The 19875-nt window shown below is 58.9% G+C and carries 38 protein-coding genes; 23 read left to right on the forward strand and 15 right to left on the reverse strand.

Going from position 1 to position 19875, the window contains the following annotated elements:
- The 12 genes from rdgC to MY55_RS23650 form a co-directional block, all read right to left on the reverse strand.
- Positions 1–171, reverse strand: a 171-nt coding sequence (rdgC, locus tag MY55_RS22775; RefSeq protein ID WP_167595302.1) for a recombination-associated protein RdgC, incomplete at its 3' end; no start/stop codon positions are given.
- Positions 168–515 carry a helix-turn-helix domain-containing protein gene (locus tag MY55_RS15845; protein WP_065202657.1) on the reverse strand — a complete coding sequence of 116 codons (348 nt, stop codon included), beginning with the start codon at positions 513–515 and terminating at the stop codon, positions 168–170. The genes rdgC and MY55_RS15845, both read right to left, overlap by 4 nt.
- Positions 516–609: 94 nt before the next feature.
- The gene (locus MY55_RS15850; protein WP_065202658.1) at positions 610–1071 is read right to left on the reverse strand and encodes a single-stranded DNA-binding protein; all 462 of its coding nucleotides are present in this window, start codon (positions 1069–1071) and stop codon (positions 610–612) included.
- The gene (locus tag MY55_RS15855; RefSeq protein ID WP_065202659.1) at positions 1068–1745 is read right to left on the reverse strand and encodes a putative quorum-sensing-regulated virulence factor; all 678 of its coding nucleotides are present in this window, start codon (positions 1743–1745) and stop codon (positions 1068–1070) included. The genes MY55_RS15850 and MY55_RS15855 overlap by 4 nt, the downstream gene beginning before the upstream one ends.
- A complete protein-coding gene (locus tag MY55_RS15860) occupies positions 1742–2614 on the reverse strand; it encodes an ATP-binding protein (protein WP_065202660.1) in 873 nt (290 codons plus the stop codon). The genes MY55_RS15855 and MY55_RS15860 overlap by 4 nt, the downstream gene beginning before the upstream one ends.
- Before the next feature lie 15 nt (positions 2615–2629).
- On the reverse strand, positions 2630–2800 hold the full coding sequence (locus MY55_RS23645; RefSeq protein WP_157889338.1) for a hypothetical protein: 171 nt from the start codon (positions 2798–2800) through the stop codon (positions 2630–2632).
- Between the two features lie 2 nt (positions 2801–2802).
- The gene (locus MY55_RS15865) at positions 2803–3210 is read right to left on the reverse strand and encodes a hypothetical protein (RefSeq protein ID WP_065202661.1); all 408 of its coding nucleotides are present in this window, start codon (positions 3208–3210) and stop codon (positions 2803–2805) included.
- A 1-nt stretch (position 3211) separates the two neighbouring features.
- Positions 3212–3487 (reverse strand): hypothetical protein, encoded by a 276-nt coding sequence (locus tag MY55_RS15870; RefSeq protein WP_065202662.1) that lies wholly within the window; start codon positions 3485–3487, stop codon positions 3212–3214.
- Positions 3488–3578: 91 nt separating this feature from the next.
- Positions 3579–3827: a hypothetical protein gene (locus tag MY55_RS15875; protein WP_065202663.1), complete on the reverse strand. Its 249-nt coding sequence runs from the start codon at positions 3825–3827 to the stop codon at positions 3579–3581.
- Complete coding sequence (locus MY55_RS15880) at positions 3824–4057, reverse strand: hypothetical protein (protein WP_065202664.1); 234 nt, start codon at positions 4055–4057, stop codon at positions 3824–3826. The genes MY55_RS15875 and MY55_RS15880 overlap by 4 nt, the downstream gene beginning before the upstream one ends.
- 67 nt (positions 4058–4124) lie before the next feature.
- Entirely contained in the window at positions 4125–4661 is a 537-nt protein-coding gene (locus MY55_RS15885; RefSeq protein WP_043573568.1) for a hypothetical protein, read from the reverse strand.
- A gap of 425 nt (positions 4662–5086) precedes the next feature.
- Positions 5087–5257, reverse strand: coding sequence for a hypothetical protein (locus tag MY55_RS23650; protein WP_155294739.1), 171 nt, complete (start codon positions 5255–5257; stop codon positions 5087–5089).
- 1008 nt (positions 5258–6265) lie between these two features.
- Here MY55_RS23650 and MY55_RS23655 point away from each other — a divergent pair.
- From MY55_RS23655 to MY55_RS24025, 11 genes are all read left to right on the forward strand, one after another.
- The gene (locus MY55_RS23655; protein ID WP_157889339.1) at positions 6266–6661 is read left to right on the forward strand and encodes a hypothetical protein; all 396 of its coding nucleotides are present in this window, start codon (positions 6266–6268) and stop codon (positions 6659–6661) included.
- A 9-nt stretch (positions 6662–6670) separates the two neighbouring features.
- Complete coding sequence (locus MY55_RS15895; protein WP_157889340.1) at positions 6671–7159, forward strand: hypothetical protein; 489 nt, start codon at positions 6671–6673, stop codon at positions 7157–7159.
- 224 nt (positions 7160–7383) lie between these two features.
- Positions 7384–7548: a hypothetical protein gene (locus tag MY55_RS23660; protein WP_157889341.1), complete on the forward strand. Its 165-nt coding sequence runs from the start codon at positions 7384–7386 to the stop codon at positions 7546–7548.
- Positions 7545–7886 (forward strand): hypothetical protein, encoded by a 342-nt coding sequence (locus tag MY55_RS15905; protein ID WP_065202667.1) that lies wholly within the window; start codon positions 7545–7547, stop codon positions 7884–7886. Before MY55_RS23660 ends, MY55_RS15905 begins: the two co-directional genes overlap by 4 nt.
- Before the next feature lie 15 nt (positions 7887–7901).
- A complete protein-coding gene (locus MY55_RS15910) occupies positions 7902–8210 on the forward strand; it encodes a hypothetical protein (RefSeq protein WP_065202668.1) in 309 nt (102 codons plus the stop codon).
- Positions 8207–8338, forward strand: a complete 132-nt coding sequence (locus MY55_RS24470) for a hypothetical protein (RefSeq protein WP_279625456.1) — start codon at positions 8207–8209, stop codon at positions 8336–8338. Before MY55_RS15910 ends, MY55_RS24470 begins: the two co-directional genes overlap by 4 nt.
- 281 nt (positions 8339–8619) lie before the next feature.
- The gene (locus tag MY55_RS23665; protein WP_157889342.1) at positions 8620–8979 is read left to right on the forward strand and encodes a hypothetical protein; all 360 of its coding nucleotides are present in this window, start codon (positions 8620–8622) and stop codon (positions 8977–8979) included.
- Between the two features lie 27 nt (positions 8980–9006).
- Entirely contained in the window at positions 9007–9183 is a 177-nt protein-coding gene (locus tag MY55_RS23670) for a hypothetical protein (protein ID WP_157889343.1), read from the forward strand.
- 520 nt (positions 9184–9703) lie between these two features.
- Positions 9704–10045, forward strand: coding sequence for a helix-turn-helix domain-containing protein (locus MY55_RS15915; RefSeq protein ID WP_065202669.1), 342 nt, complete (start codon positions 9704–9706; stop codon positions 10043–10045).
- Positions 10046–10172: 127 nt separating this feature from the next.
- Positions 10173–10496, forward strand: a complete 324-nt coding sequence (locus MY55_RS24640) for a helix-turn-helix domain-containing protein (protein WP_122983743.1) — start codon at positions 10173–10175, stop codon at positions 10494–10496.
- Positions 10471–10761: a hypothetical protein gene (locus MY55_RS24025; RefSeq protein ID WP_167595301.1), complete on the forward strand. Its 291-nt coding sequence runs from the start codon at positions 10471–10473 to the stop codon at positions 10759–10761. The genes MY55_RS24640 and MY55_RS24025 overlap by 26 nt, the downstream gene beginning before the upstream one ends.
- 15 nt (positions 10762–10776) lie before the next feature.
- Here the strand turns inward: MY55_RS24025 and MY55_RS23680 are convergent, their stop codons facing one another.
- Complete coding sequence (locus MY55_RS23680; RefSeq protein ID WP_157889345.1) at positions 10777–11271, reverse strand: hypothetical protein; 495 nt, start codon at positions 11269–11271, stop codon at positions 10777–10779.
- A 166-nt stretch (positions 11272–11437) separates the two neighbouring features.
- On the opposite strand from MY55_RS23680, the gene MY55_RS15930 reads away from it, so the two are divergent.
- From MY55_RS15930 to MY55_RS15985, 11 genes are all read left to right on the forward strand, one after another.
- Positions 11438–11707 carry a phage regulatory CII family protein gene (locus MY55_RS15930; protein ID WP_065202671.1) on the forward strand — a complete coding sequence of 90 codons (270 nt, stop codon included), beginning with the start codon at positions 11438–11440 and terminating at the stop codon, positions 11705–11707.
- Complete coding sequence (locus MY55_RS15935) at positions 11707–12219, forward strand: DNA N-6-adenine-methyltransferase (RefSeq protein WP_065202672.1); 513 nt, start codon at positions 11707–11709, stop codon at positions 12217–12219. The genes MY55_RS15930 and MY55_RS15935 overlap by 1 nt, the downstream gene beginning before the upstream one ends.
- On the forward strand, positions 12219–12425 hold the full coding sequence (locus MY55_RS15940) for a hypothetical protein (protein WP_065202673.1): 207 nt from the start codon (positions 12219–12221) through the stop codon (positions 12423–12425). The genes MY55_RS15935 and MY55_RS15940 overlap by 1 nt, the downstream gene beginning before the upstream one ends.
- Positions 12426–12487: 62 nt before the next feature.
- Positions 12488–13243: an HNH endonuclease gene (locus MY55_RS24645; protein WP_244270692.1), complete on the forward strand. Its 756-nt coding sequence runs from the start codon at positions 12488–12490 to the stop codon at positions 13241–13243.
- Positions 13240–14004, forward strand: a complete 765-nt coding sequence (locus MY55_RS15950; protein WP_065202675.1) for a hypothetical protein — start codon at positions 13240–13242, stop codon at positions 14002–14004. The genes MY55_RS24645 and MY55_RS15950 overlap by 4 nt, the downstream gene beginning before the upstream one ends.
- The gene (locus MY55_RS15955; RefSeq protein WP_081284714.1) at positions 14004–14813 is read left to right on the forward strand and encodes an ATP-binding protein; all 810 of its coding nucleotides are present in this window, start codon (positions 14004–14006) and stop codon (positions 14811–14813) included. The genes MY55_RS15950 and MY55_RS15955 overlap by 1 nt, the downstream gene beginning before the upstream one ends.
- A 112-nt stretch (positions 14814–14925) precedes the next feature.
- Positions 14926–15363, forward strand: coding sequence for a recombination protein NinB (locus MY55_RS15960; protein ID WP_197466020.1), 438 nt, complete (start codon positions 14926–14928; stop codon positions 15361–15363).
- Entirely contained in the window at positions 15360–15740 is a 381-nt protein-coding gene (locus MY55_RS15965; RefSeq protein WP_080770186.1) for a nuclease domain-containing protein, read from the forward strand. Before MY55_RS15960 ends, MY55_RS15965 begins: the two co-directional genes overlap by 4 nt.
- A gap of 300 nt (positions 15741–16040) precedes the next feature.
- Positions 16041–17408 carry a hypothetical protein gene (locus MY55_RS15975; RefSeq protein ID WP_167595303.1) on the forward strand — a complete coding sequence of 456 codons (1368 nt, stop codon included), beginning with the start codon at positions 16041–16043 and terminating at the stop codon, positions 17406–17408.
- Positions 17405–17860, forward strand: coding sequence for a RuvC family protein (locus tag MY55_RS15980; RefSeq protein WP_208856053.1), 456 nt, complete (start codon positions 17405–17407; stop codon positions 17858–17860). Before MY55_RS15975 ends, MY55_RS15980 begins: the two co-directional genes overlap by 4 nt.
- Positions 17861–17872: 12 nt before the next feature.
- Entirely contained in the window at positions 17873–18373 is a 501-nt protein-coding gene (locus MY55_RS15985; RefSeq protein WP_146008312.1) for a hypothetical protein, read from the forward strand.
- Between the two features lie 162 nt (positions 18374–18535).
- Here the strand turns inward: MY55_RS15985 and MY55_RS22785 are convergent, their stop codons facing one another.
- Positions 18536–18910 (reverse strand): HNH endonuclease, encoded by a 375-nt coding sequence (locus MY55_RS22785; protein ID WP_080770187.1) that lies wholly within the window; start codon positions 18908–18910, stop codon positions 18536–18538.
- A gap of 411 nt (positions 18911–19321) precedes the next feature.
- Between MY55_RS22785 and MY55_RS15995 the strand changes: the two genes are divergently transcribed.
- Positions 19322–19507: a hypothetical protein gene (locus tag MY55_RS15995; protein WP_065202678.1), complete on the forward strand. Its 186-nt coding sequence runs from the start codon at positions 19322–19324 to the stop codon at positions 19505–19507.
- Positions 19508–19510: 3 nt separating this feature from the next.
- Here MY55_RS15995 and MY55_RS16000 read toward each other — a convergent pair whose 3' ends face one another.
- Positions 19511–19804, reverse strand: coding sequence for a hypothetical protein (locus tag MY55_RS16000; protein ID WP_065202679.1), 294 nt, complete (start codon positions 19802–19804; stop codon positions 19511–19513).
- Positions 19805–19875 lie beyond the last annotated feature (71 nt).

Here is a 19875-nt window from a genome sequence, read left to right on the forward strand (position 1 = left end):
CTCTGCGTAGACCGGCACGTCCAGGTGGCTGGCCGGAGCCACCCAGCCTTCGTTGAACCAATCCAGGCCCATGCAGGGCTGGAACGGGCGCCGCTCCAGGGTGGCGGCAAGGGCAGCCTGATCGACCAGGCCGGCCAGGCGGTAGAACGACAGTTGTTTGAACCAGGTCATGCTGCCACCCCCAGTCCTTGGAGCCGTGCTGATGTATTGGCGGCCTCACTCGACACTCCCGCGGCAAGTAAAGACAGTTTGCGCATGTTCTCGGCGGTTCGGAGTAGAGATGTAACATCCAGCTCACCAGCCAGCAGCGCGCGGATGACCTGGGCATTCTCGGCTGTGATCTTGGACAGGTCGATGCCATGAACGTGGACTACGTTTATCAGGGTCTGTACCGGCTTGGGGATGTTGCGCTCGTTCTCGTAGCGGCTGCCGCCGGATTGGGTGACGCCGAGAGCGCTCCAGAACTGTTGCTGGTTGAGGCCGGTTTGGCGGCGGATGTCGCGGGGGTTTTGCATGATGGCTCCAGAATTGATGAAGCCCGCGCGCGGCGGGCTTGTTTGATCATGGCGGCGCGGATCCACATGCGCCGGCGGTGGGCTGTTGCTGGCATTACATCGAATAGGTGCTGAAGCGGCGCTGCAGGCCGAGAGGTGCGAACGGAATGTCGTCGTCCATGTCATCCATGCGTGGGGCTGCCCTCGGCTCCTGGCGGCGCGGCGCTGCCGGCGGCTCCTGCCGTGGCGAATGCGTTCCACCATCCTCCTGCCGGCCGCCCTGCAGGCTCAGCTCGTTGACGCGCACATCCGGCGATAGCCGCTTGTTGCCGTCCTTGTCCTGCCATTCGCGCAGGTTAAGCTGGCCATAGACCGTCACCTGCTGGCCTTTTGCCAAGTAGTTCTTCAGCGATTCGCCGCGCTTGCCCCAGACCTGGCAGCTGAACCAGTTGGTGGTCTTGCGCTCTCCGAAGCCGATATCGCTGGCCACGCGGAAGGTGAGGATAGGTTCGCCGGCCTGCGTATAGCGAAGCTCGGCGTCGGCGGCTAGGCGGCCGTCAAAGGTGATGCTGTTCATTGCAGACTCCTCAGCGCCTTCTCCAAGCGCGGGTTTTGCGAGTGGTCCAGGTTCTTGATTGCCCAGGACACATAGTCGCGCGGCAAGGCGACCAGCGGCGTGTCCTTGTGCTTGCCGAAAGGCATCACGGTCGGCACCAGAGCTTCTTCGGACAACTGGTGAAGCCGCTCCCAGCTGTCCACGACAAAGCCTTGCTCACTCAGTCGGAGCATGATGGCGCGCAGGATGCGATGGCAGATCAGCACGTCAGCCAGTGCGTTGTGGGCTTCGCGCAGGTGCTCCCTGGCTTCGCGGCCCATCAAGTGGTAAATCAGGGCACTTTGGCTGTAGCTGTCCAGGCCGGGCCACACTTTTTTCGCCAGCGCGCAGGTATCGATCAGCTTGACCGCCGGCTGTCCGATCACCTTCCAGTCACTCTCTATGAAGTGGCCGATCATGTAGACGGTGCCGGCCGGCAACTGGAAATCGGTATGCGGCGCGCAGTCAACCAGGTCATCGTCGTGGATGTGGTGGACAGCCATTGCGCCCAGCTGAATCGGCTTGCTCGGCCGGTAGCGTTGGCAAAATTGCGTGCCCATTGCCAATGAAAAGCCGCTCAGCTGCAACCAGGCGGCCTCGATCAGCTCGGGGCCGCTCAGGCCGGTGTGTTCGCAGTCGAAGATAATGGCGGTCATGCGGCTTGCTCCTTGGTTTCCAGCGCGGATTTCAGTTGATCGTATTCAGCCTTCAGGCGGGCCTTGTTCACTTCATCGCAGCGCTTCCACGCGCCGGCGAAGATGCCCTGCAGCGAGCCCAGGTTGTCGCAGCCGCGCATCGTCTCGATGGCCATATCCACTTCTTCCGCCATCATCTGTGCCGGGTCTTTGCCGCTCTCCAGCCATTCCAGCAGCAGGTGGCCAGTTTCGGCACTCAGGCGGACTGGGTCAGCGAAGAGGCGAGTCCGGTCCTTGCTGGCCAGCGCGACATTGCCGTCGTGCGAGATATCCAGAACGACAGTGAATTCGTACTCCAGCCCGTCGCGCTGCTCAGACTTCATGCCCAGCTTGGCCACCTTCTTCTTGCCGTTTTCTTCAACCTGAGTCGTTTCGGTCTTGCTCCGCATCGTGGCGATGACGTGCATGGGCGAGCGCAGGATGGCGTCAATGAAGGCGCGATGGCGTGGGGTGGTCTCGTTCCAGGCCGACCAGGTGTTGCCCTTGAATTTGGCCTTGGCCAACTGGTCGTTCATTTCGAGGCAGCCACCAACGCCGCTCCATTCGTGGGTAATGCTGTCGAGGATTACCGTGTTGTAGCCGGCTGCCTCTGCGGCTCTCATCGCTTCAAGGAAGCGTTCAGGCGTATAGGGCGGGTCCAGCTCCAAGACATCGAAGTCCACGATGTCGGAGTAAAGCGAGGCGCTACCGCGCTCGGTGTCGATGACGGCGATCTTGCCGCCAAGGCCTTTGGCGACGAGAAGCGCGCCGTAGGTTTTGCCTGCTCCGCTGGGGCCAGTCAGTGCCAGCCGTAGCTTGGCCTTTTTGCGCTGTGCCTGATGGAATTGCATGATTTTCTCCGGTTCTTAAAACGGAAGCGCCAGCTTGTGGGCTGGCGCTGCGGTGTTGCGTTGGTCGAGTGATTGAGCGGCTTGATGCTGCTGGGCGGTGAGGTGCTTCCAGCCATCGCCCTGGTTGATCTGCGGCCACATGGCGCGGACGAAGCGCCAGGCCTGCTTCCATTCGGTTCGTTTCATGGTCATCCCCATACGCTTCTTGTTCCGAGAATGCCTTCGCGGTCCTCATCCCAATTGCGGGATGGCTTTTGCTCCGGCTCAGGCTTGCGCGCCGTTTCAATGTGCACGACGTTCGGCGCCAGCGGCTGGCTGGTGCCGAGTCGGTCAATGGAGGCTTCGAGGGAGTTGCGAAGCCGGCCGCCTAGAGCATCGGCCTCAGCCTCGCTGAGCTCGCGGATGGTGAAGGCGAAACCCGGATGCGCCTCCCAAGGAATGGCAACCTCGCCAATCAGCGCCTGGCCCTTCACCTTGATGGCGAATGCCGGCCGCGGCTTGATCTGATCGAAGTGGCCGTTCACCCGGGCAACAAAATCGGCCATGAGGTTGGCGGCGCTGATCAAATCAGACGTGCCTGAAAGGTTTGCGATCATCTCAGTTACTCCTTACTACCTGGGCGTAGCTCTTCCGAGCCGCCTCCAGCAGTCGAACCGTTCGGCGCCGCGCGGGCCCGTCCGGCATGGCGTTGACAAGCGACAGTACCTGAGCGGCCATGGCCATTGTGGCTTCGCAATTTTCTGCTGCGGACCAGTCGGCCTTTTCGATATTGCTCTGCACCGGCAGGGCGAGTTGCCCGGCAACAACAAGGCAGCCGCCATGAATGTGGTGAGCAATGGGGCCATGTATGGGGAGGAACTGACGTGCGTTCATTTGAGTTGCTCCACGGCTTGCGCCACAGTGACAACGGCGAAGAAAAGTGAGGTGGCGACGAGGCCGCCAATGGTGCTCCTGATGATCTCCCTCATATCCGCGACATGCCGGTGGGCAGGTAGTCGGGCAGAATCGAGTCTGCGCGGTCTAGTACTTCCCCCTTGCTGCGCGCCAGCACGATCAGGTTGTCGATGCGGCGGCGAGTGCGAGGAAACTGGAAGTGGACGCGGAAGCCAGCCAGCGAGTGGATTGCGTAGCTGCCGGAATTGGCTGCGCGCAGGTTGCGGCAGTCTTGGTGAATCAGCGCCGAGGAGGGCGCTGCGATGGCATTGGCGATCATGCTGCTTTCCTTTCCTTGCGTAGCAGCAGGTCGGCATTTCGAACCCGGCCAACTGCTGCGATGATTTCATCCGTTCCGATGAGACGAACCAGATCGTCAGCGGACACGCTCTGCAAGAGGTCTTCCAGTGCCACGCCCTCGATGCGAACCTCCATCTCGGTGCGAGTGGCGATGGTGCGTGGTCTGACGCAGGCCAGATCCGCATGGATGGTGATGTCGATCTTGGGCATGGAGTGCTCCAGAAAAAGAAACCCCGCACATGGCGGGGTGTGGTGATAGGGAAGAGAACGAAGGGGGCTAAGTGATTTCAATCCCGGCGATCCAAAACTCTACGGCTTTGCCTAACTGGTCATATGTTGAGAAGCAATATGATGAAAAGCTATCTTCGGGAAGGTTAAGTCTTTCAAGCAGCCAGCTCATCTGCTCGCGCATTTGATCACGAGGATTGGATGAGAACAGCAACATGAGCTTGTGAGCCCCTGTCGTATTTTGTAATTTTTGGAAAATATCTTTGCGGATACCCGGCAACTCTTGCTCACCATTCGGGCTCATCCAGCGCTTCATTTCGACCACAGCAAAGTGATTTCCGGTATCCGGCACCTCCAACACCATGTCGTGAGAATTGACTTCGACAGACACCTTGTAAGGCATAGAGGACAGCAAGGACTTGGCAACTATGAATTGGTAGAATCGCTCATTGTTGAAGCGGAGAAGGCCGCCAGACTCGCCGGAGTATGCGACTCGGTTAGCGGTAACGGCCCCGAGTATTTGTCGGTCTTCCGCCTCAAGAGCCATGCCGGCGATATCGACCAAGCGGGCTAGATCAGGATGCATTCAAGTGTCCATTTCTATCAAATTCGCTTGAAAGATAAATCGATTCGATTGAACGGCTCAAGCACGTATTGCGAGGTGCAGGGGCGGGGGCGCTGGCGCGATTCGTCACCCAGCGACTGCTGAACATGGTCCAATCCCCCGCCGCTGAATCCAGCGGTACGACCGGCATCAGACTACCCGCGAGGGCTGCCGGCGCTGTTGCAACGACCTACGATGTGTTGTGGTCGACCCATCTGCGCATATCGGTTGGGGTGCGCAACCGGAAGGCCTCCCGCCGAAGCGGCCCCGGCGCAGTGCGGGGCTCTTGCTTTACTACTGAACGTCCTGCCGGCTCCTGCCCGGGTGGCGCCCGGTACGCGTGGCCAAACGCTGCACTTGCTCACAGCAAGGCGTTCAGTGGTAAAGCCGGCCAGGCCGGCGGCGGATCAGGCGTGTTCCAGCTGCTTCAGGCGGCACTTGGTAATCTTGCCGTCCTCTTCCTTCACCGAGTAGAACGAGCCTTTCGGGCCATCGTCGATGTGAGTGATCTTGCCGCTGCCGGCGCGCTTGTGGATGGTGGTGAACTTCACTTTGCTACCAACTTTGAATTCGCTCATGTGTTCCTCGTTTGTGATTGCGACCTACACGGCTGACGACTGGCTTGGAAAAGTTGGTTGCTCACGGCGTTTCCGTCAATCGTCATGCGTGTAGGTGGCCGCTTACGGCGGCCAGTCGGGATGTCCTATCTCAGATTCCGGGCGGTGTCCTCGCCTTCCGATTTCGCTGCTGAGCCAGGGCAGGGTCATTCTGTAGGGGTCTGCCTGCATCCCTCGCGCCGCGGATGGCGCCTACACGGGAGAACAGGCCGCTCTCGCCTGTTTGCTGCGTTGCGTTCTCTCTCGCCGTCACGAATCTTTCGACCATCGTTGCGCCGCTACAGGTATTGCGGAAACCTGCCCTGAGCAAGCCGCCGGGCCGGCGGGTTCCCAACATCTCCGCGACGAGCGCGGACCTCACAACTATGGGCTTTATATCGACGCCGCGCCGCCGTGCGCTGCTCTCACACTTAAGCGGGCTGGCGGCATTGCCAGCTGGTGCAGATGAGGCATTGTTAGCCTGTTGGTGATCCTGTACCGTCGCCCCGGGTCTCACCCGCCTAAGCCTGCACTCAGCTTCGGCGCTCGATCGAACGGACCTCATCGTAGCGAGTAGCCAACTCGCAACCGCTCAAGTGTGCCGCCTCTCTCGAAGCGGCCTTCTACTTCACTCCCCCGTTACCCGCCACGGTGGGTTTGGCGCTTACGTGGTCATTAGTCCGCTCCTTGCGGCCCTCTCACGCGACATGCAGTTGCTGCTGCATGACTTGGCTTTCTTCCTCAGGTCAGAGACCTGACAGGGGTGCCGTACTTCTGCGCCCTGGGCTGTGCCGTATCGCTGCTGGTTGTTTGAGATCGGTGCGAAAGTTTCGCTGTGTGTTGAACAAACTTTAATGCCCAGCGAAATGTTGTGCAAGTATTTATTTTGCTTTCTGCGAAATTTACGTGCGAAAGTGCAACAGATTGCGAATCGTTAAGCTGTCGCCAGCGGCGTAGAATGACAATGTCAACCATGGGTGGCGTCTTCATATGCGTAAACTCTTATTTAGCACTACTTTCATTTTGGGGCTTGGTGCCTGCGCGACGCAGCCCGTATCTTTTACTGCAGCAAAACCGGTTGATCCTGCCAAAATTTTCGATGAAGGCTCAGGGGCTGCCGCAGTCCTGGTTAAACGTGATAGCGGCTTCACGGGCGGCTGCTGTGATGTGCGGATTTTCGTGAACGGGAAGTTGCGAGCGAAAGTTGGCCCTGGCGAGGTGGTCGCTCTGCGCAGCACGCCGGGGCGGGTAATTATTGGTGCTGAATTTCCCGCGGGCGGCCTGAAAGAGATAGAAACAATCCTGGATGCCGACCATCCCAACAAATTTCGGGTGCTGATCGACTCTGCAATGTCGACCTCTATTGTTCCAACAGCAACCGACTGAGGCCGCGCCATGTCATTAATCGCTTGCTATGAATGCAACAAAGAAATCAGCTCCGAAGCGAGAGCCTGCCCGAGCTGCGGAGCCAAGAGGAAGAGGTCACCAATCTGGATCGGATTGGTGCTTGGCCTATTAGCCATGGTTGCGATGTTCGTCGTTGTAACCGTGGCAATGCAGAGCTCCGAGGACAAGGCAATAGCGACGGCCAAGGAGGGGGTCCGCCGCAGTCTGAAGAACCCAGATTCAGCACAATTTCGGGACGTGGCGTTCAGAAAAGAGAAAGTCGAAGGCGAGTTCACAAGCGGCTACATTTGCGGCCATGTAACCGGGACGAATTCTTTTGGGGTATTGGCCGATGAGAGGCGATTTGTCGCGCGCGCCTTCTTCGGGGGTAGGGTGCTTGATGTGACGAATCTGCAGATCGAGCCAGGCCCCAGCCCTGATGGAAATGTAGCTTCGAGATCCTTTGAAATGACTTACTGGCTGCCTGTTTGCGGCTGATATTTGAAGCGCCTGGTGATCGTCGACTGCCGCACGAGCTGAATGTGTCATTGAAGTAGGCGGTGATGAGAGGCATCAACGTGTACGAGCCGCCAGCGAGCTGAGGCTACTGGCCTGCTGATGAGGCGGATATATCACTGGAGGGAAGGGGAGAAGATGGGGTCGTTCTCTATTTGGCATTGGGTGATGTTCCTTGTGATGCTGGTCATCTTCCAGGTGCCTGCATGGTTGATCGTCCGGAAAGCTGGCTTCCCTGGAGTGTTGAGCATTGTCATGTGGGTGCCGGTACTGAACCTGCTGGCTTTGTGGGTGTTCGCGATGGCACCTTGGCCTGCGGCTCGAAAGTAATAACGTTCTTCGATGCCAAAATTGAAAAGGGGATGGCATGACCCGCTATAGCAAACGCCAGGGCGGCGGCGTCACCGCCCACTACAACTCTGCTGCGGATCTAGCACGAGCAGAGGACGAGGCGCGCGAGAGCAACATCCGCTCTCTCGGGCTGTTCATTGGCCTGATTGGAGGAGGGTGGGCCACCTGGCACACCATCATGGCCCACGGCGGCGCCGAGTGGCCGAAGGCAATTCGTTTGATCTTGACCGTGATCGGCGCCGCAGCTGGCGGTGCGGCCCTCTACTGGTTGAGCGTGCTGATCCTGGCGATGTTTGTTGGCGCGACGGTCGTCTCGATCGCCTGGTTATTCCTTCGATGGTTGTGGAGTGTGATCTAGGAGGCTGAGGGATATATGAAGAGAATGAGTGATTTGGCAGCAATCATAACGGTCCTTGTGGCGCTGCCTGTCATGGCTGATACATTGCTCCCGGACGCGCCGGTACGCGCCAAGCCTGCGGCCAGCCAGCCACTGGCAGAGAAGGCACCGATGGTGCTGGACCAGGACAAAGCGTCCTATGAGAAACAGTTGAAGCGCGAAGACCTGCAGCGCCAGATCAATTGCAGCGAGCAACCTGGCAGCCCAAGCTGCCCGCCGGCACGCAAGTTGGAGTCAGAGGCCTGCCAGAGAAATCCAGGAAGTTGCACCGATAAGGTGTTGTGATGGTGCCGGCCGCCAACGACCCGCTCTACTACGCCGGCGACGCCGCGGCACTGGACCCGGCCGGCTGCAGGCTGGTGACGATGCTGCTGGTGGTGGGTGAGTGGGTGTTCTGGTGGGTGGGGTTGTGAGCGGTCAATGCTAGGCCAAGGTGGTGACGTTGTTCACAAGGCGCAGCGTCAAACGTACTGTTAGAGTGATGGCGAATGAACGACTTGATGGTAGGCAGTCACACCACTTAAGTACAGTACGCTTCCATGTAAAAGGCATTGGCTGTAGCAAATATGATGCTATAGTCTCGGTAAGTTGTGGATTTTTATGGGAATTTGTATTACGATCTAGCGCTTAGCTGCTCGCCTTCACAATCGATATGCATTTAAGATATTATGATTCCTTCACAGAGGGGATCAAAATGAGTAATGCGGATGAATGGTTAAGGGTAAACGAGCAAGTTGAAGAGGTTTGCGCTGTAATATTTTCAACAGCCACCGAAGTGCTCCGCAGCGTTAAGCAATTTGGCTTCCAAGATTTACTTCTTGCCCCAAGGCCGAACGCTGAAGACAAACTGCTTCGAGTAAAAGTGTATGAGTCGATTCTTGGCGTAGTGATAACGGCTCTCGAAGGCCATGAATTGTATGATCTGGCAAAGCGACTCATTAATGCAAAAGAACAGATTTTAAGACTTGAAATGTTGATTAATGCAGTCAAGTCTAATGACATTGAAGAGTGCAGAAGACTCGTAGATCTTCTACAAAATCAAGCAGATTTCTAACAACCATCACATCAACAGGAGAGAAAAATGGATGCCTACATGCGCACTTTGACCTCCGCGGATACGGAAAAGACTGCGCTAACCAGCGCGCAGATTTCCAGCCTGCTGGACACTTTACTTTGCAATATCCGGCAAACGCGCCAAGAGCTGATTGATCTTGGCGTAATCCGCGACAAGCATACCTGCCTTGCTGAAGCTGCATAAGCAAGACTTTGCGTTGCCTGATTGAAAAAACCCGCCTCGGCGGGTTTTTCTTTGCCTTGCCAATCGGGCACCCTCATTCATTCCGCCCTCGCGCCGATCTAGATTTTTAAAATTTAGCCGGCCAGAACCTCGTTTCGCGCCACTTTTCCAGAATAGGGCCGAAAACTGCGCCTTTCCGGGGCTTGCCGACGAACCCGCTATGCCATGCTAACAGCTCCACAACGACGGAGATTGTTATGAAGATCGCGCTGATCGGTATCGTGTTTGGTTTCTATGTCGGATTTACATTCCTACTGGGACTGGCCGTCGAGCTGGGTGCGCGGGTTTGAACCTGAGGTCTTGCCGCGCTGCCGGCCGGCTGCCACACTACCCCCAGGCCCAGGCCTAACCCACCACGGTTCGGATAAAAACACCTGGCGCCCACGAAGCCCGCCTCGCGCGGGCTTTTTCACAACCGATCAACTTGTTTACGGGTAATAGTTACCACCTTTGTGGTTGATCTGTGCGGCACCATGCCGCGATGGATAGCTTCTCCGACCGACTACGGAATGCCCGCGAGAAGCGGGGAATGTCTCAAGAAGTGCTCGCCGGACGCGCAGGCGTGTCCCAAAGCACTATCTCTGCTCTTGAACTCGATCCGACCAGAAAGCCGCGCGATCTGCTCAAGCTTGCCAAAGTTCTCATGGTGAGGCCGCAATGGCTGCAGACAGGCAAAGGGCCGCGGGAGCCGGCGGTGGAGGAGGAAAAGGCCTATATTGCGGCGACCTCTCTGGAGGATCTTGCACGCCAATTGGTAGACCGTGGCAATGACGAGATCACCCAACTCTGGGCGCTGATCCTGGCTGAGAAGGACCGTCGCTGATACAACTGCTCCAACGGACAGTGTATGTCCATTGCATCAGATTTTGTCGCACGGTGTCGCATGGATTTTACAAGTGTTCAAACATGAACTATTGCTAATAGTACGTGCTTACACTTAGCATCCATGCGTGCAATCCTTCCATGAACGGCTGAAAGCCATCCTTCGCCTAAAGGGCATCAAAATCACTGCGCTCGCCCGAGCCTGCAGCGTCTCTAGGTCTACCGCATACCGTTGGCTCATAGATGTAGTGCCTAACAAAGAACATATGGATATGATTTCCGAGTGCGTTTGCATGCCGGCAGATGTGCTACTCCATGGCCAGGATAGCGCCAGGATGGCAGCCAAGCGACTAGAGCTACTCGAACTCTGCGAGGACCTGACGTGCAATCAGATGGATGCACTATTGGTTGTTGCGAGGGAGTTTCATGCGACAGGTGTCGCATGTAAGTAAAAATACGTATATGCCCACCGGCGCCGACAGCGTGAGACTGATGGCTCCGCAACAACGCATGTGCTTGTATATGAAAAAAAACGAGAATTCCGTGAGCGGTAACTTGGCAGTAGGGTGCTGCCTGGCAGATAGGCGAGGCCGAATTGTTGCCGAGGTGACAGTAGGGCTAAGGAAGTATGAGGATGGATCTGTTGAGTTTTACCGCAGTGGCGATGCAGCTATTTTTGATGATTATCCAGACTGGTTAGCGCAGATGGTGGCGTAAAAATAAAGGCGACTCTCAGTCGCCTTTTTTGTTTTCCTGCTCCATGAACGCCTTGCGGAGCAGCTCGAAGGCGTAGGCCTCGCCTTTCTCGCGCAAGAGCTTCACGAGCTCTTCTTCCGTTTGAGCGGTAATCACGACCTGCTCCGGCACCGCAGCATGTTCGCTGTCGTGGCTCCTGTCCATCCAGCCGTATTCCAGGCCTTCCGCCTCTTCAATCCGCCGCGCCATATCGTCCCCCATCCGGCGCGAGTTAGGATTCTTCTTGTCCAGAGTCTTCAGCGTAGAGAGGTAGGAGGCTGAGGAGCCCACCTTTTCGGCTATGCGCGCAGCAGATCCCCTCGGCTTCAAAAGCCGCGCAAGATTCGCACGCCGTATATCAAAAACATCGATTCCCATGCCCAAATGATAGGAATTTTTCGCATCACGTGAAATAAACTCATTGCGAAACAAACATGCATATGCTTGCGAAAAGTTTTGCATAGAGTTAAAGTTTTGAGCGGGGGATTGCATGGAGCATCTCCGTTTCGATGTACCCAATTGTCAAAGAACACCCGCATCGCGCTCCAAGGTGGCAGCCGGTCGAGGCGCTGCAGCGGGTCTGGCTTGGTGCTGAGTGAAGTATGGCAAAGCGCTAAACCTTTGAAAATGATCACTTTTCAAGGAATTGTTGCGAACCATGTTTTCTGAAATCGATGTGGTGATCTACCAGGTCGTCGCCGACTGGAAGGATCGGACAGGATTGAAACTGAGGCATCTGGCTCACGAGCTGGGCATAAACCCCAACTCGCTGAGGCGGAAGGTCAATCGGGACAAAACGACGCACTGTCCGGCTCGTTTTTCTGTTGCGGAGCGAGCCAGGCTGTACGCGGTCACCGGCGATGAGCGCCTTGTCCCGTTCCTGCCGCGCGAAGCCGCCAACGACTATGCACTCGCGGAGGCCGCCTAGTGGCCGACCTGAGCGAGCAGATCCACTTCAGCAGCAAAACGGACGAGTGGCCAACACCACAGGCGCTGTTCGACCAGCTGCATGCGGAGTTCGGGTTCACGCTGGACGTCTGCGCGACACCCGCGAACGCCAAGTGCGAGCGGTTCTTTACGCGTGAGCAGGATGGCCTGGCCCAGGACTGGAGCAGGGAGGTCGTCTGGATGAATCCGCCGTTCGGTCACCAGATCAAGTTGTGGATGGCTAAGGCGTATCGCTCCAGCATCGACGGCGCTCTGGTGGTCTGCCTGGTGCCGGCGCGGACGGACACGCGCTGGTTCCACCGCCACGCGCTCAAGGCCGCAGAGATCCGCGCGCTGGATAAGCGACTGCGGTTCGATGGGGCGAAGGCTAAGGCGCCGTTCCCGGCCGTGCTGGTGGTCTACAAACCGGGCGAGAACGGGCAGTGCAAGTTGAGCGCGTACAAGGTTCCGGGCACCGGCGGCCGGGCGCATGAAATCAAGGGAGGGGAGTGATGGGCATCGAGCAATTGCAGCAGCAGGTCAATGCGCTGGGCAGCATGGTGTCAGGCCTGCGGGAGGACTTGGAGGCGGCGCAGCAGCAGCTTTGCGAACTGAGCGCGCAGCTGCCGCAAGCGATCAAGGCCGCGATTGCGAATGAGCTTAGGCCGGGCGGAGTACTTTATCAAGCCAAGCGTGGCGGCGACATGCCTCGCGGATAGCCACCTCCATAAGGACACCGTAGCTCGATTCGTAGGCCTTGTTGATGGGGATTTCTACATCAATGGTGACCACCGATCCGAGCTCGTCGTTATCAGCAGGAATCATCAACTCCACTGCTGCATATCCGTTTGAGTGGTCGTATCTGACTTTGTTGATGAAGGTCTTCATACAGCCTCCTGTATGCGAATGGTATTTAAGCATATCAGAAGCCGCGTTTCGCAGTCATGCAGGAACAGAAAAACCCACCGTCAACAGCCTGGCCGGGCCTCGGGTGGGTTCTGAACACAAAGGGAATTATATGGGAATCATGGTGCAAATCAACGACTTTGTTTCTTACTCGCCGAATAACGGAGTGATTCTGGCTGCCGGTGCGAAGGGCATGGCACCCGAAGAGATTTTGCAATCAATCTCTCTGGCATTCAGCTGCGCAAATAACAAATATCTGGAGATGGCCGCGCATGGTGGCGTGGGGCCGCTGTCAAAATATAGTTGCCTCAGTTACCACGACTTTCTTGCGCTGACATCTAGCGCCGCCAAGGCCGAGCAGGAGACGGAGGCTACGCGCGCTGCAAAGCGGGAGGCGATCCGTCGCCGTCGCTCTTCTTTCGATTCCAAGCGGGATGCGCTTGTCTTGGCCATGATTGATTCCGGCCAGCCGTATATCTGCGCACATCCCGATTGCATGTCTAGTGAAGACCTGACCGTAGACCATATCAAGCCTCTCTCAAGGGGCGGCACTGACGACCTCGAAAACCTGCAGTTTCTGTGCCGCCCTTGTAATTCCGCAAAGGGCGCAAGGCTGGAGGTAGGCAGATGAGCGTGGTGCATTCATTCGATATCCAGCATGCCGCCCTGTATGGCGTAGAGGAAGCCGTGTTCATCAACAACATATCGTTCTGGATCGCCAAGAACAAGGCAAACGCGCGCCATCTCTACGACGGACGGACTTGGACATACAACAGCATCAAGGCCTTTGGCGAGTTGTTTCCGTATCTGTCCGAGAAGCAAATCCGCCGCGTCTTGGACAGCCTCGTCCGCCATGGTGTGATCATGAAGGGCAACTACAACGACCAGGGCTACGACCGGACTTTGTGGTATGCCTTCGTGGACGAATCCATTTTCCTGAACGGGCATCTCATCTGCCCAAATGGGCAAATGGAAGCGCCCAAACGGGCGAAACGAAACGCCCAGAAGGGCGAACCTATACCAGATGGCTTACCAGATAGTTACACAGATAGTAGTAAAACCAATACGCCGCCGGCTGACGCCAGCGACGTCGAGTCCAAGCCCGTTACCGCCAAAGACCTGAAGGCGAAGGGTGTCGATCCCCAGCACGCCGCCGACTTCATGGCAGTCCGTAAGGCCCAGCGCGCCCCGCTGACTGCCACGGCCCTTGAGGGCATCGAGCGCGAGGCCGCCAAGGCACGGCTGACACTGGCCCAGGCCATCCAGATTGCCGCCGAGCGCGGGTGGCGAGGCTTCAAGGCTGAATGGCTGTGCCGCGACCCTGACCGCGCACCGCCGGCGCCGCGCATCAACCAAACCCCCAAAAACTACGGCAAGAGCGGGAGGCTGTGATGGACGAGCTGAAACCTCTTGGCGCGCTGCTGCCCGACATTGTGCCGGCGACACCGCGAGAGCGCACCGAGGCCTGCGAGCGGCACGGTCAGTACACCGCACGCAATCCAATTGGCCGCGTCTGGACGCGCTGCCCGGTCTGCGCGCAGGAGGCTAAAGACCTGGCCGACGCTGAACAGCAGGCCCGCGAGAAGGCCCAGGCTGCAGAACGCCAGCGCGCCGGCTGGCTGACCCTGTGCGGAAACTCTGGCATCCCGTTGCGTTTCCAGGATCGCACCCTGCAAAACTACCGCGCAGCGAATGACGGTCAGCGCACGGCTCTGGAGTTTGCCAAAGCCTACGCCGCCGAGTTTGAACACGGCCACTCTGGCCGCTGCGCGATATTCCTGGGCGAGTTCGGCACCGGCAAGACGCACCTGGCCTGCGGTATCGCGCTGCGCATCATGCATCGCTACCAATGCACCGCGGTCTTCACCAAGCTGGACGAGATGGCGCGGCTTATCCGCGAAGCCAAGAGCTTCGACTCGGCGATGTCGGAAAGCAAAGTTATCCGCCTCTACACCGCCCCGGATTTGCTGATCATCGACGAGGTCGGCGTGCAGTCCGGCACCGACACCGAAGCGCGCTCGCTGTTCGCCGTCGTGAATGGCCGCTACGAGGCGCGTCGGCCGACCATCTTCCTGAGCAATCTTGACCGTGATGGCGTAGCCGCCAGCATCGGGCCGAGGCTGTTCAGCCGGCTGCGCGAGGACGGCTGCGAGGTGCTGGTCTTCGATTGGGATGATTACCGTGCATTGGAGGTGGCATGAAGCGCTCTCCAGCCTGGCGCCGAACCGTCATCGGCACATTACTCGTCGCTATGTTGCTGCTGACCGCGCCATTGTGGTTCATGGCTGCGCTGCAGCTGGAAAGGGGGGCGGAATGAGTCGCGAGACTATCACCATCCAGACCGGCACCGATCTCCGGCCGCGCATGGCCCACGCATACCAGCTGGCGTGCAAGATGCTGGACGAGGCCGCCGATGGCAGGGGCCTGAAGGTCACGATCCAGACCGCCAGCCTCCGCAACCTGAGCCAGAACGCTGCCATGTGGGCCGCGCTGACGGATGTCAGTGAGCAACTGGACTGGTACGGCAACAAGCTGACGCCGGAGGAGTGGAAAGACCTGCTGACCGCCGGCCTTCGCAAGACCAAGGTGGTGCCGAACCTGGACGGCAGCGGCTTCGTGATCCTGGGCCGGCGCACCAGCGACATGAGCATCCGGGAGATGGGCGAGCTGCTGGAGCTGATCTACGCCTTCGGCGCGGAGAGGGGCGTGAAATTCGGGCTGGGCGCAGCGTATGGGAGGAGGGCGGCATGAAGACGCCGAGCAAGATCGTACAGCGCCCCGGGTCCACGCCTGGCACTGGTCGGCGCGACACCAGGCGCATCGCCAGCCAAGCCATTCGCGACAGCGCCGCCGGCGAGACCTGCACTCTGCAAATCGCCGGCATCTGCAACGGCCGCGCCGACACGACAGTCCTGTGCCATCTGCCGGACGAAAGCCACGGCATGGGGCGCAAGGCCGACGACGTTTCCAGCTGCTACGGCTGCAGCACATGCCATGACGTCATCGACGGCCGCGTGCCGTGTGACTGGCAGCCGGGCGAGAAAGATTTCTACATGCGCCGCGCCATGGTGCGGACCTTGCGCCGCCTGCTGGCCAAAGGGCTGATCACGATAAAGGGTGCGGCATGAAATGGATTCTGCAGGGTGAATGCCTAGCGTGCGGAGACTGGCGGATATTCCGCTACGCGCTGGCCACGCCGCCGCGCTACGAGCTATGGGAGTGGCCGCGGTTCCTGGGCAATTTTCAGACCTCGAGGGAGGCGAAAGCAGAAGCCGCAAGGCTGATGAACGAAAGGGAGTTGAATGCAGCTTAATTGCCCGAATTGCAACGACGCCGGTCCGCATGGCGTTCACTCCGCCGCGGCACAGCGATTCATGTGCAAGGCCTGCGGCCGGACGTTCCGCGCCCGCGCCGCCCAGGCGACGACCGTGGCCAAGCCAGCGGACGGCAACAGGTTCGTCATTACCTGCGCCGTGTCGGGCTCGCCGGTTCACGCTCCGTTCCTCAAGAGCCTGCAGCAGTACTGCCGCGAGAACGGCGCGCGCCTGATCGTCGTGCCGGTGGCCTATCGCAACCCGACAAGCAACCTCGAAAAGCCGCACGAGTGGTTCGCGCCGGAGCTGGCCCGGTACATGACCGTCGAAAGGCTGGAGCTGTGCCCGGGCGTCCTGCTGCTGGCCGACGTGCCGACGCAGCCGACCGCGGTGCGCCCGCTGTCGGGCCTGCACACGATGAGTGGCGACAGCCACGGCATTTTCGCGCACCCCAAGATCGCGCTGGAGAGCGTGCCGGTAGCCATCGGCCGCGCCGCCAAGCTGGTGATGACCACCGGCGCCATCACCGAGCCGGTCTACAGCAAGAGCAAAGCCGGCAAGAAGGGGGAATTCCACCAGGTGCAGGGCGCTGTGGTGGTCGAGTGGGACGGCCGCGCCGCCCATTTTCGCCACCTGAACGCCGGCAAGGATGGCTCTTTCTGTGATCTCGACCGGAAGTACAGCGCCAGCAACGCTAAGCGCATCAGCCACCGCGCCCGTGTGTTGGCCTTGGGCGATCTCCACGGCGTCCGCCATGATCCGGAGGTGCTGGAGGCTACAGTGTTCGGCGCCGACAGCATGGTCAACGCCCTGCAGCCGGAAACCATCGTGCTGCATGACGTGTTGGATTTTCAAAGCGCCAGCCATCACAACGACTATTTCGAGCGGTTCAGGCTGCGCCGGGCCGGCAACGATGACGTCTATGGTGAGCTGCGCGCTACGGCGGATCTGCTGGGCCGCATCGCCGCCACCGGCGCCGAAGTGGTGCTGGCCGGCAGCAACCACAACGAGCACATCTACCGCTGGCTGGAAAACCACCAGAACGCCCAGGACGTGCAAAACGCCATCGTGTACCACGAGACCAAGCTGGAAATGCTGCGCGCGCTGGCCGCCGGCCGCGAGCTGGATCCACTGGAGTACTGGGTGCGAAAGCTGTTGCCGGGCGCGGACAACATTCGCTTTCTGCGCCGCGATGAGTCGTTCATTGTCGACGGCGTGGAATATGGCCAGCACGGCGACAAAGGCATCAACGGCGCGCGCGGCAGTCTGCACGGCATGACCAAGGCTGGCGCCAAGCTGGTGATTGGTCACAGTCACACCCCGGGCATCGCCGACGGCGTCTACCAGGTCGGCACGTCCTCGCAGATGGCCATGGGCTACAACACCGGGTTGTCCGGCTGGCGGCACACGCACTGCATCCAATACGCGAGCGGCAAGCGGTCGCTGCTGCATGTGATCAACGGGAAATGGAGGGCGGCGTGAGGCTAGGAATCGACCCAGGAATCAACGGCGCCATCGCGGTGCTGGACGGCGAGCAGCTGCTGGCCGTGTACGACATGCCGGTCGTGGAGTTGAGGAGCGGCAAGGCCACGAAGCGAAGCGTGTCGCCGGCGCTGCTGGCCGACCTGCTCCGGCAGCTCGCCGGCGCGCATGTGGTGATCGAGAAAGTTGGCGCCATGCCCGGCCAGGGTGTGGCCAGCATGTTCAACTTCGGCAAGAGCGCAGGCATCGTGGAGGGCGTCTGCGCGGGCCTGGGCCTGCCGGTGTCGTTCGTCACGCCGCAGCAGTGGCAGAAGCGGGCGGGGCGCAGGGATGGCAAGGACGGCAGCCGGGCGCGCGCCGCGGAACTGTTTCCAGCCCAGGCTGGCCTGTTCGCCAGAGTGAAGGACGACGGCCGCGCCGAGGCCGCACTGATTGGTCGGTTTGGAATCTGAAAGGGGTAGGGAATGAGTTCAGTTGTCGATATCGGTGTAATCCGCGCAATGCGCATTCTGAACCTGCCGCTGGAGGCGCACGAGGCCATGGAAAATTGGGGTCGCTGGCAGCGCAGCGACAGCCAGGCGAGCCGGCGCTCCGGCATAGAGGGCAAAAACTACCGGTCGAACCGCTGCGAGCATTGCTTCGAGCTGCCCGACCCGTGCGACGCCTGCAAATACCTGAAGGGTGCCGGGCTGCCGGTGGACATCCAACTGGCGCTGCGCGTGGAGCGGGCAATTACTCACGGCCGCGTGGTTTGTCGGCGCGTAGAGGCGGGTATGCCGGAGCGAGACGTGACCATCCTGCTGGCTCATTTCCGCGGCTTCCGTAATCGCGCCGGCGAATGGCAGGCCAGCAATCCGAAAGTGCTGTGCCGCCAGCTGGGTATCCAGACCGCGGAATACGAGAATCGTGTAGCAAAACTGGTTCAGATGATTTACAACCGCATTAAACAGCAAAGGGCCGCTTGAATTCTGCAAAATGCAGCGGTAGAATTGATCTACAAATTGTCACCGCCCGCGGGCGAGTAAAAGGCTGCCGAAAGGCGGCCTTTTTGCGTCTGTAGGAATGGCAGTCGCCAAAGGGTACACAGCCTCACGGCTTCTGCCGTGGGCTGTAGTGATATGCAAGCGTTAGTCTTCTACCTTCTTACCAAAGGCTTTTGGGATTTCATTGTCGGAGTAGTCAGGTTTTGCTGTGACTAGCTCAGATGGGTGATTGCCATCCCCCTTTGAGTTATTGTTCTCCCATTGCAAAGGTTGCAAGTTTTCAATCTCGTCTGAGCCGCCTTTGGATTTAGGCACTATGTGATCAACCTGCCAACCTGTCCTGCTTTCTTGTTTCCCATATTGGTCGCGTTCAATAATGGCACCATAGCGGTCCAGCTTCTTGCCATCAGACAGTGAGAGGTGGCTCAGGGCCTTTTCCCATACTGCATCGATTACATCACTCGAAAAACTTTCCAAGGACAAGGAAGGTGAACGAAACAAGCTGCTATATCTGCGCATGGTATATCCCTTATTAACAAAGTGCCGATGTCATGTTTGTGCAGATTTGAAAATTACAATAGAAGATCGCCAGGCTATCGCCGCCGACACCTTAACCACCAGTAGCGGCTAAACCTGGCAACTAGGACGCCGGCTCTCCCGTCGTGAGCACCCCGCAAAACCGGCACCATCAACCTCGCCCCGCACATCGCGGGGCTTTTTCTTTTCCGAGGCCCGTATGCGGCTACGTCACACAACCATCGTCTACGAGGCCGCGCCCTGGGGCCGTGGCGCCGAGCTGGTGTTGATCACCGGCACGCGCTGTCGAGTCATCGCCCGAGACGGCGACGAAATCACGGTGCGATTTCACCGTAACCGGCAGCACGCCACGTTCACCCGCCGCGCACTCATCAAGTTGGTAAGGAGATAGCCATGGCTCAGCCCATCACCGCCCGTGTCCAGTTCGACAGCGTGACCGCGGAGGAGCGGATTGCCGCGCTTGTGGCCGAGTACGCCGGCCAGTCGATCAGCCCGCACCGCATGGAGGTGATCCGGCGGCGCGCCGTGGCCATCGCAATGGAGTGCATGGACGTGGAGATCATGTCGGCGCGCCACTAACGGCTAGATCCGCCCCAAGACCTCAATGGAGCTAGTGCCGTTGATATTGGGGAAGTTCTCCAGATCGTGCAGGTACTCGGTAGAGGAGATGTTCAGAAAGCTTTGGCGAGTGCCAACGGCAGGAATGGCGTTTAGGACTGTCAGGGCGAGTTCAATGCGTTGATCTCCGCCGTCGCGGACCGTTGCTTCGCCCCAGCGAGCCTCGTACTCCCCCGGAGTGACATTGATACGTGTTAAGTCGCTTGCGTAGCCTCCGATAGTCCGGCCGTCTTTGATGCGGATACGGAAATTACCCATGTCAGCTCTCCTTGTCGTGAATGAGGAATGGCGCCCAAGCGTTAGGGCGATATCCAGTATCGGCGCGCTCT

The sequence above is a fragment of the Chromobacterium subtsugae genome, from assembly GCF_001676875.1.
Lineage (GTDB): Bacteria > Pseudomonadota > Gammaproteobacteria > Burkholderiales > Chromobacteriaceae > Chromobacterium > Chromobacterium subtsugae.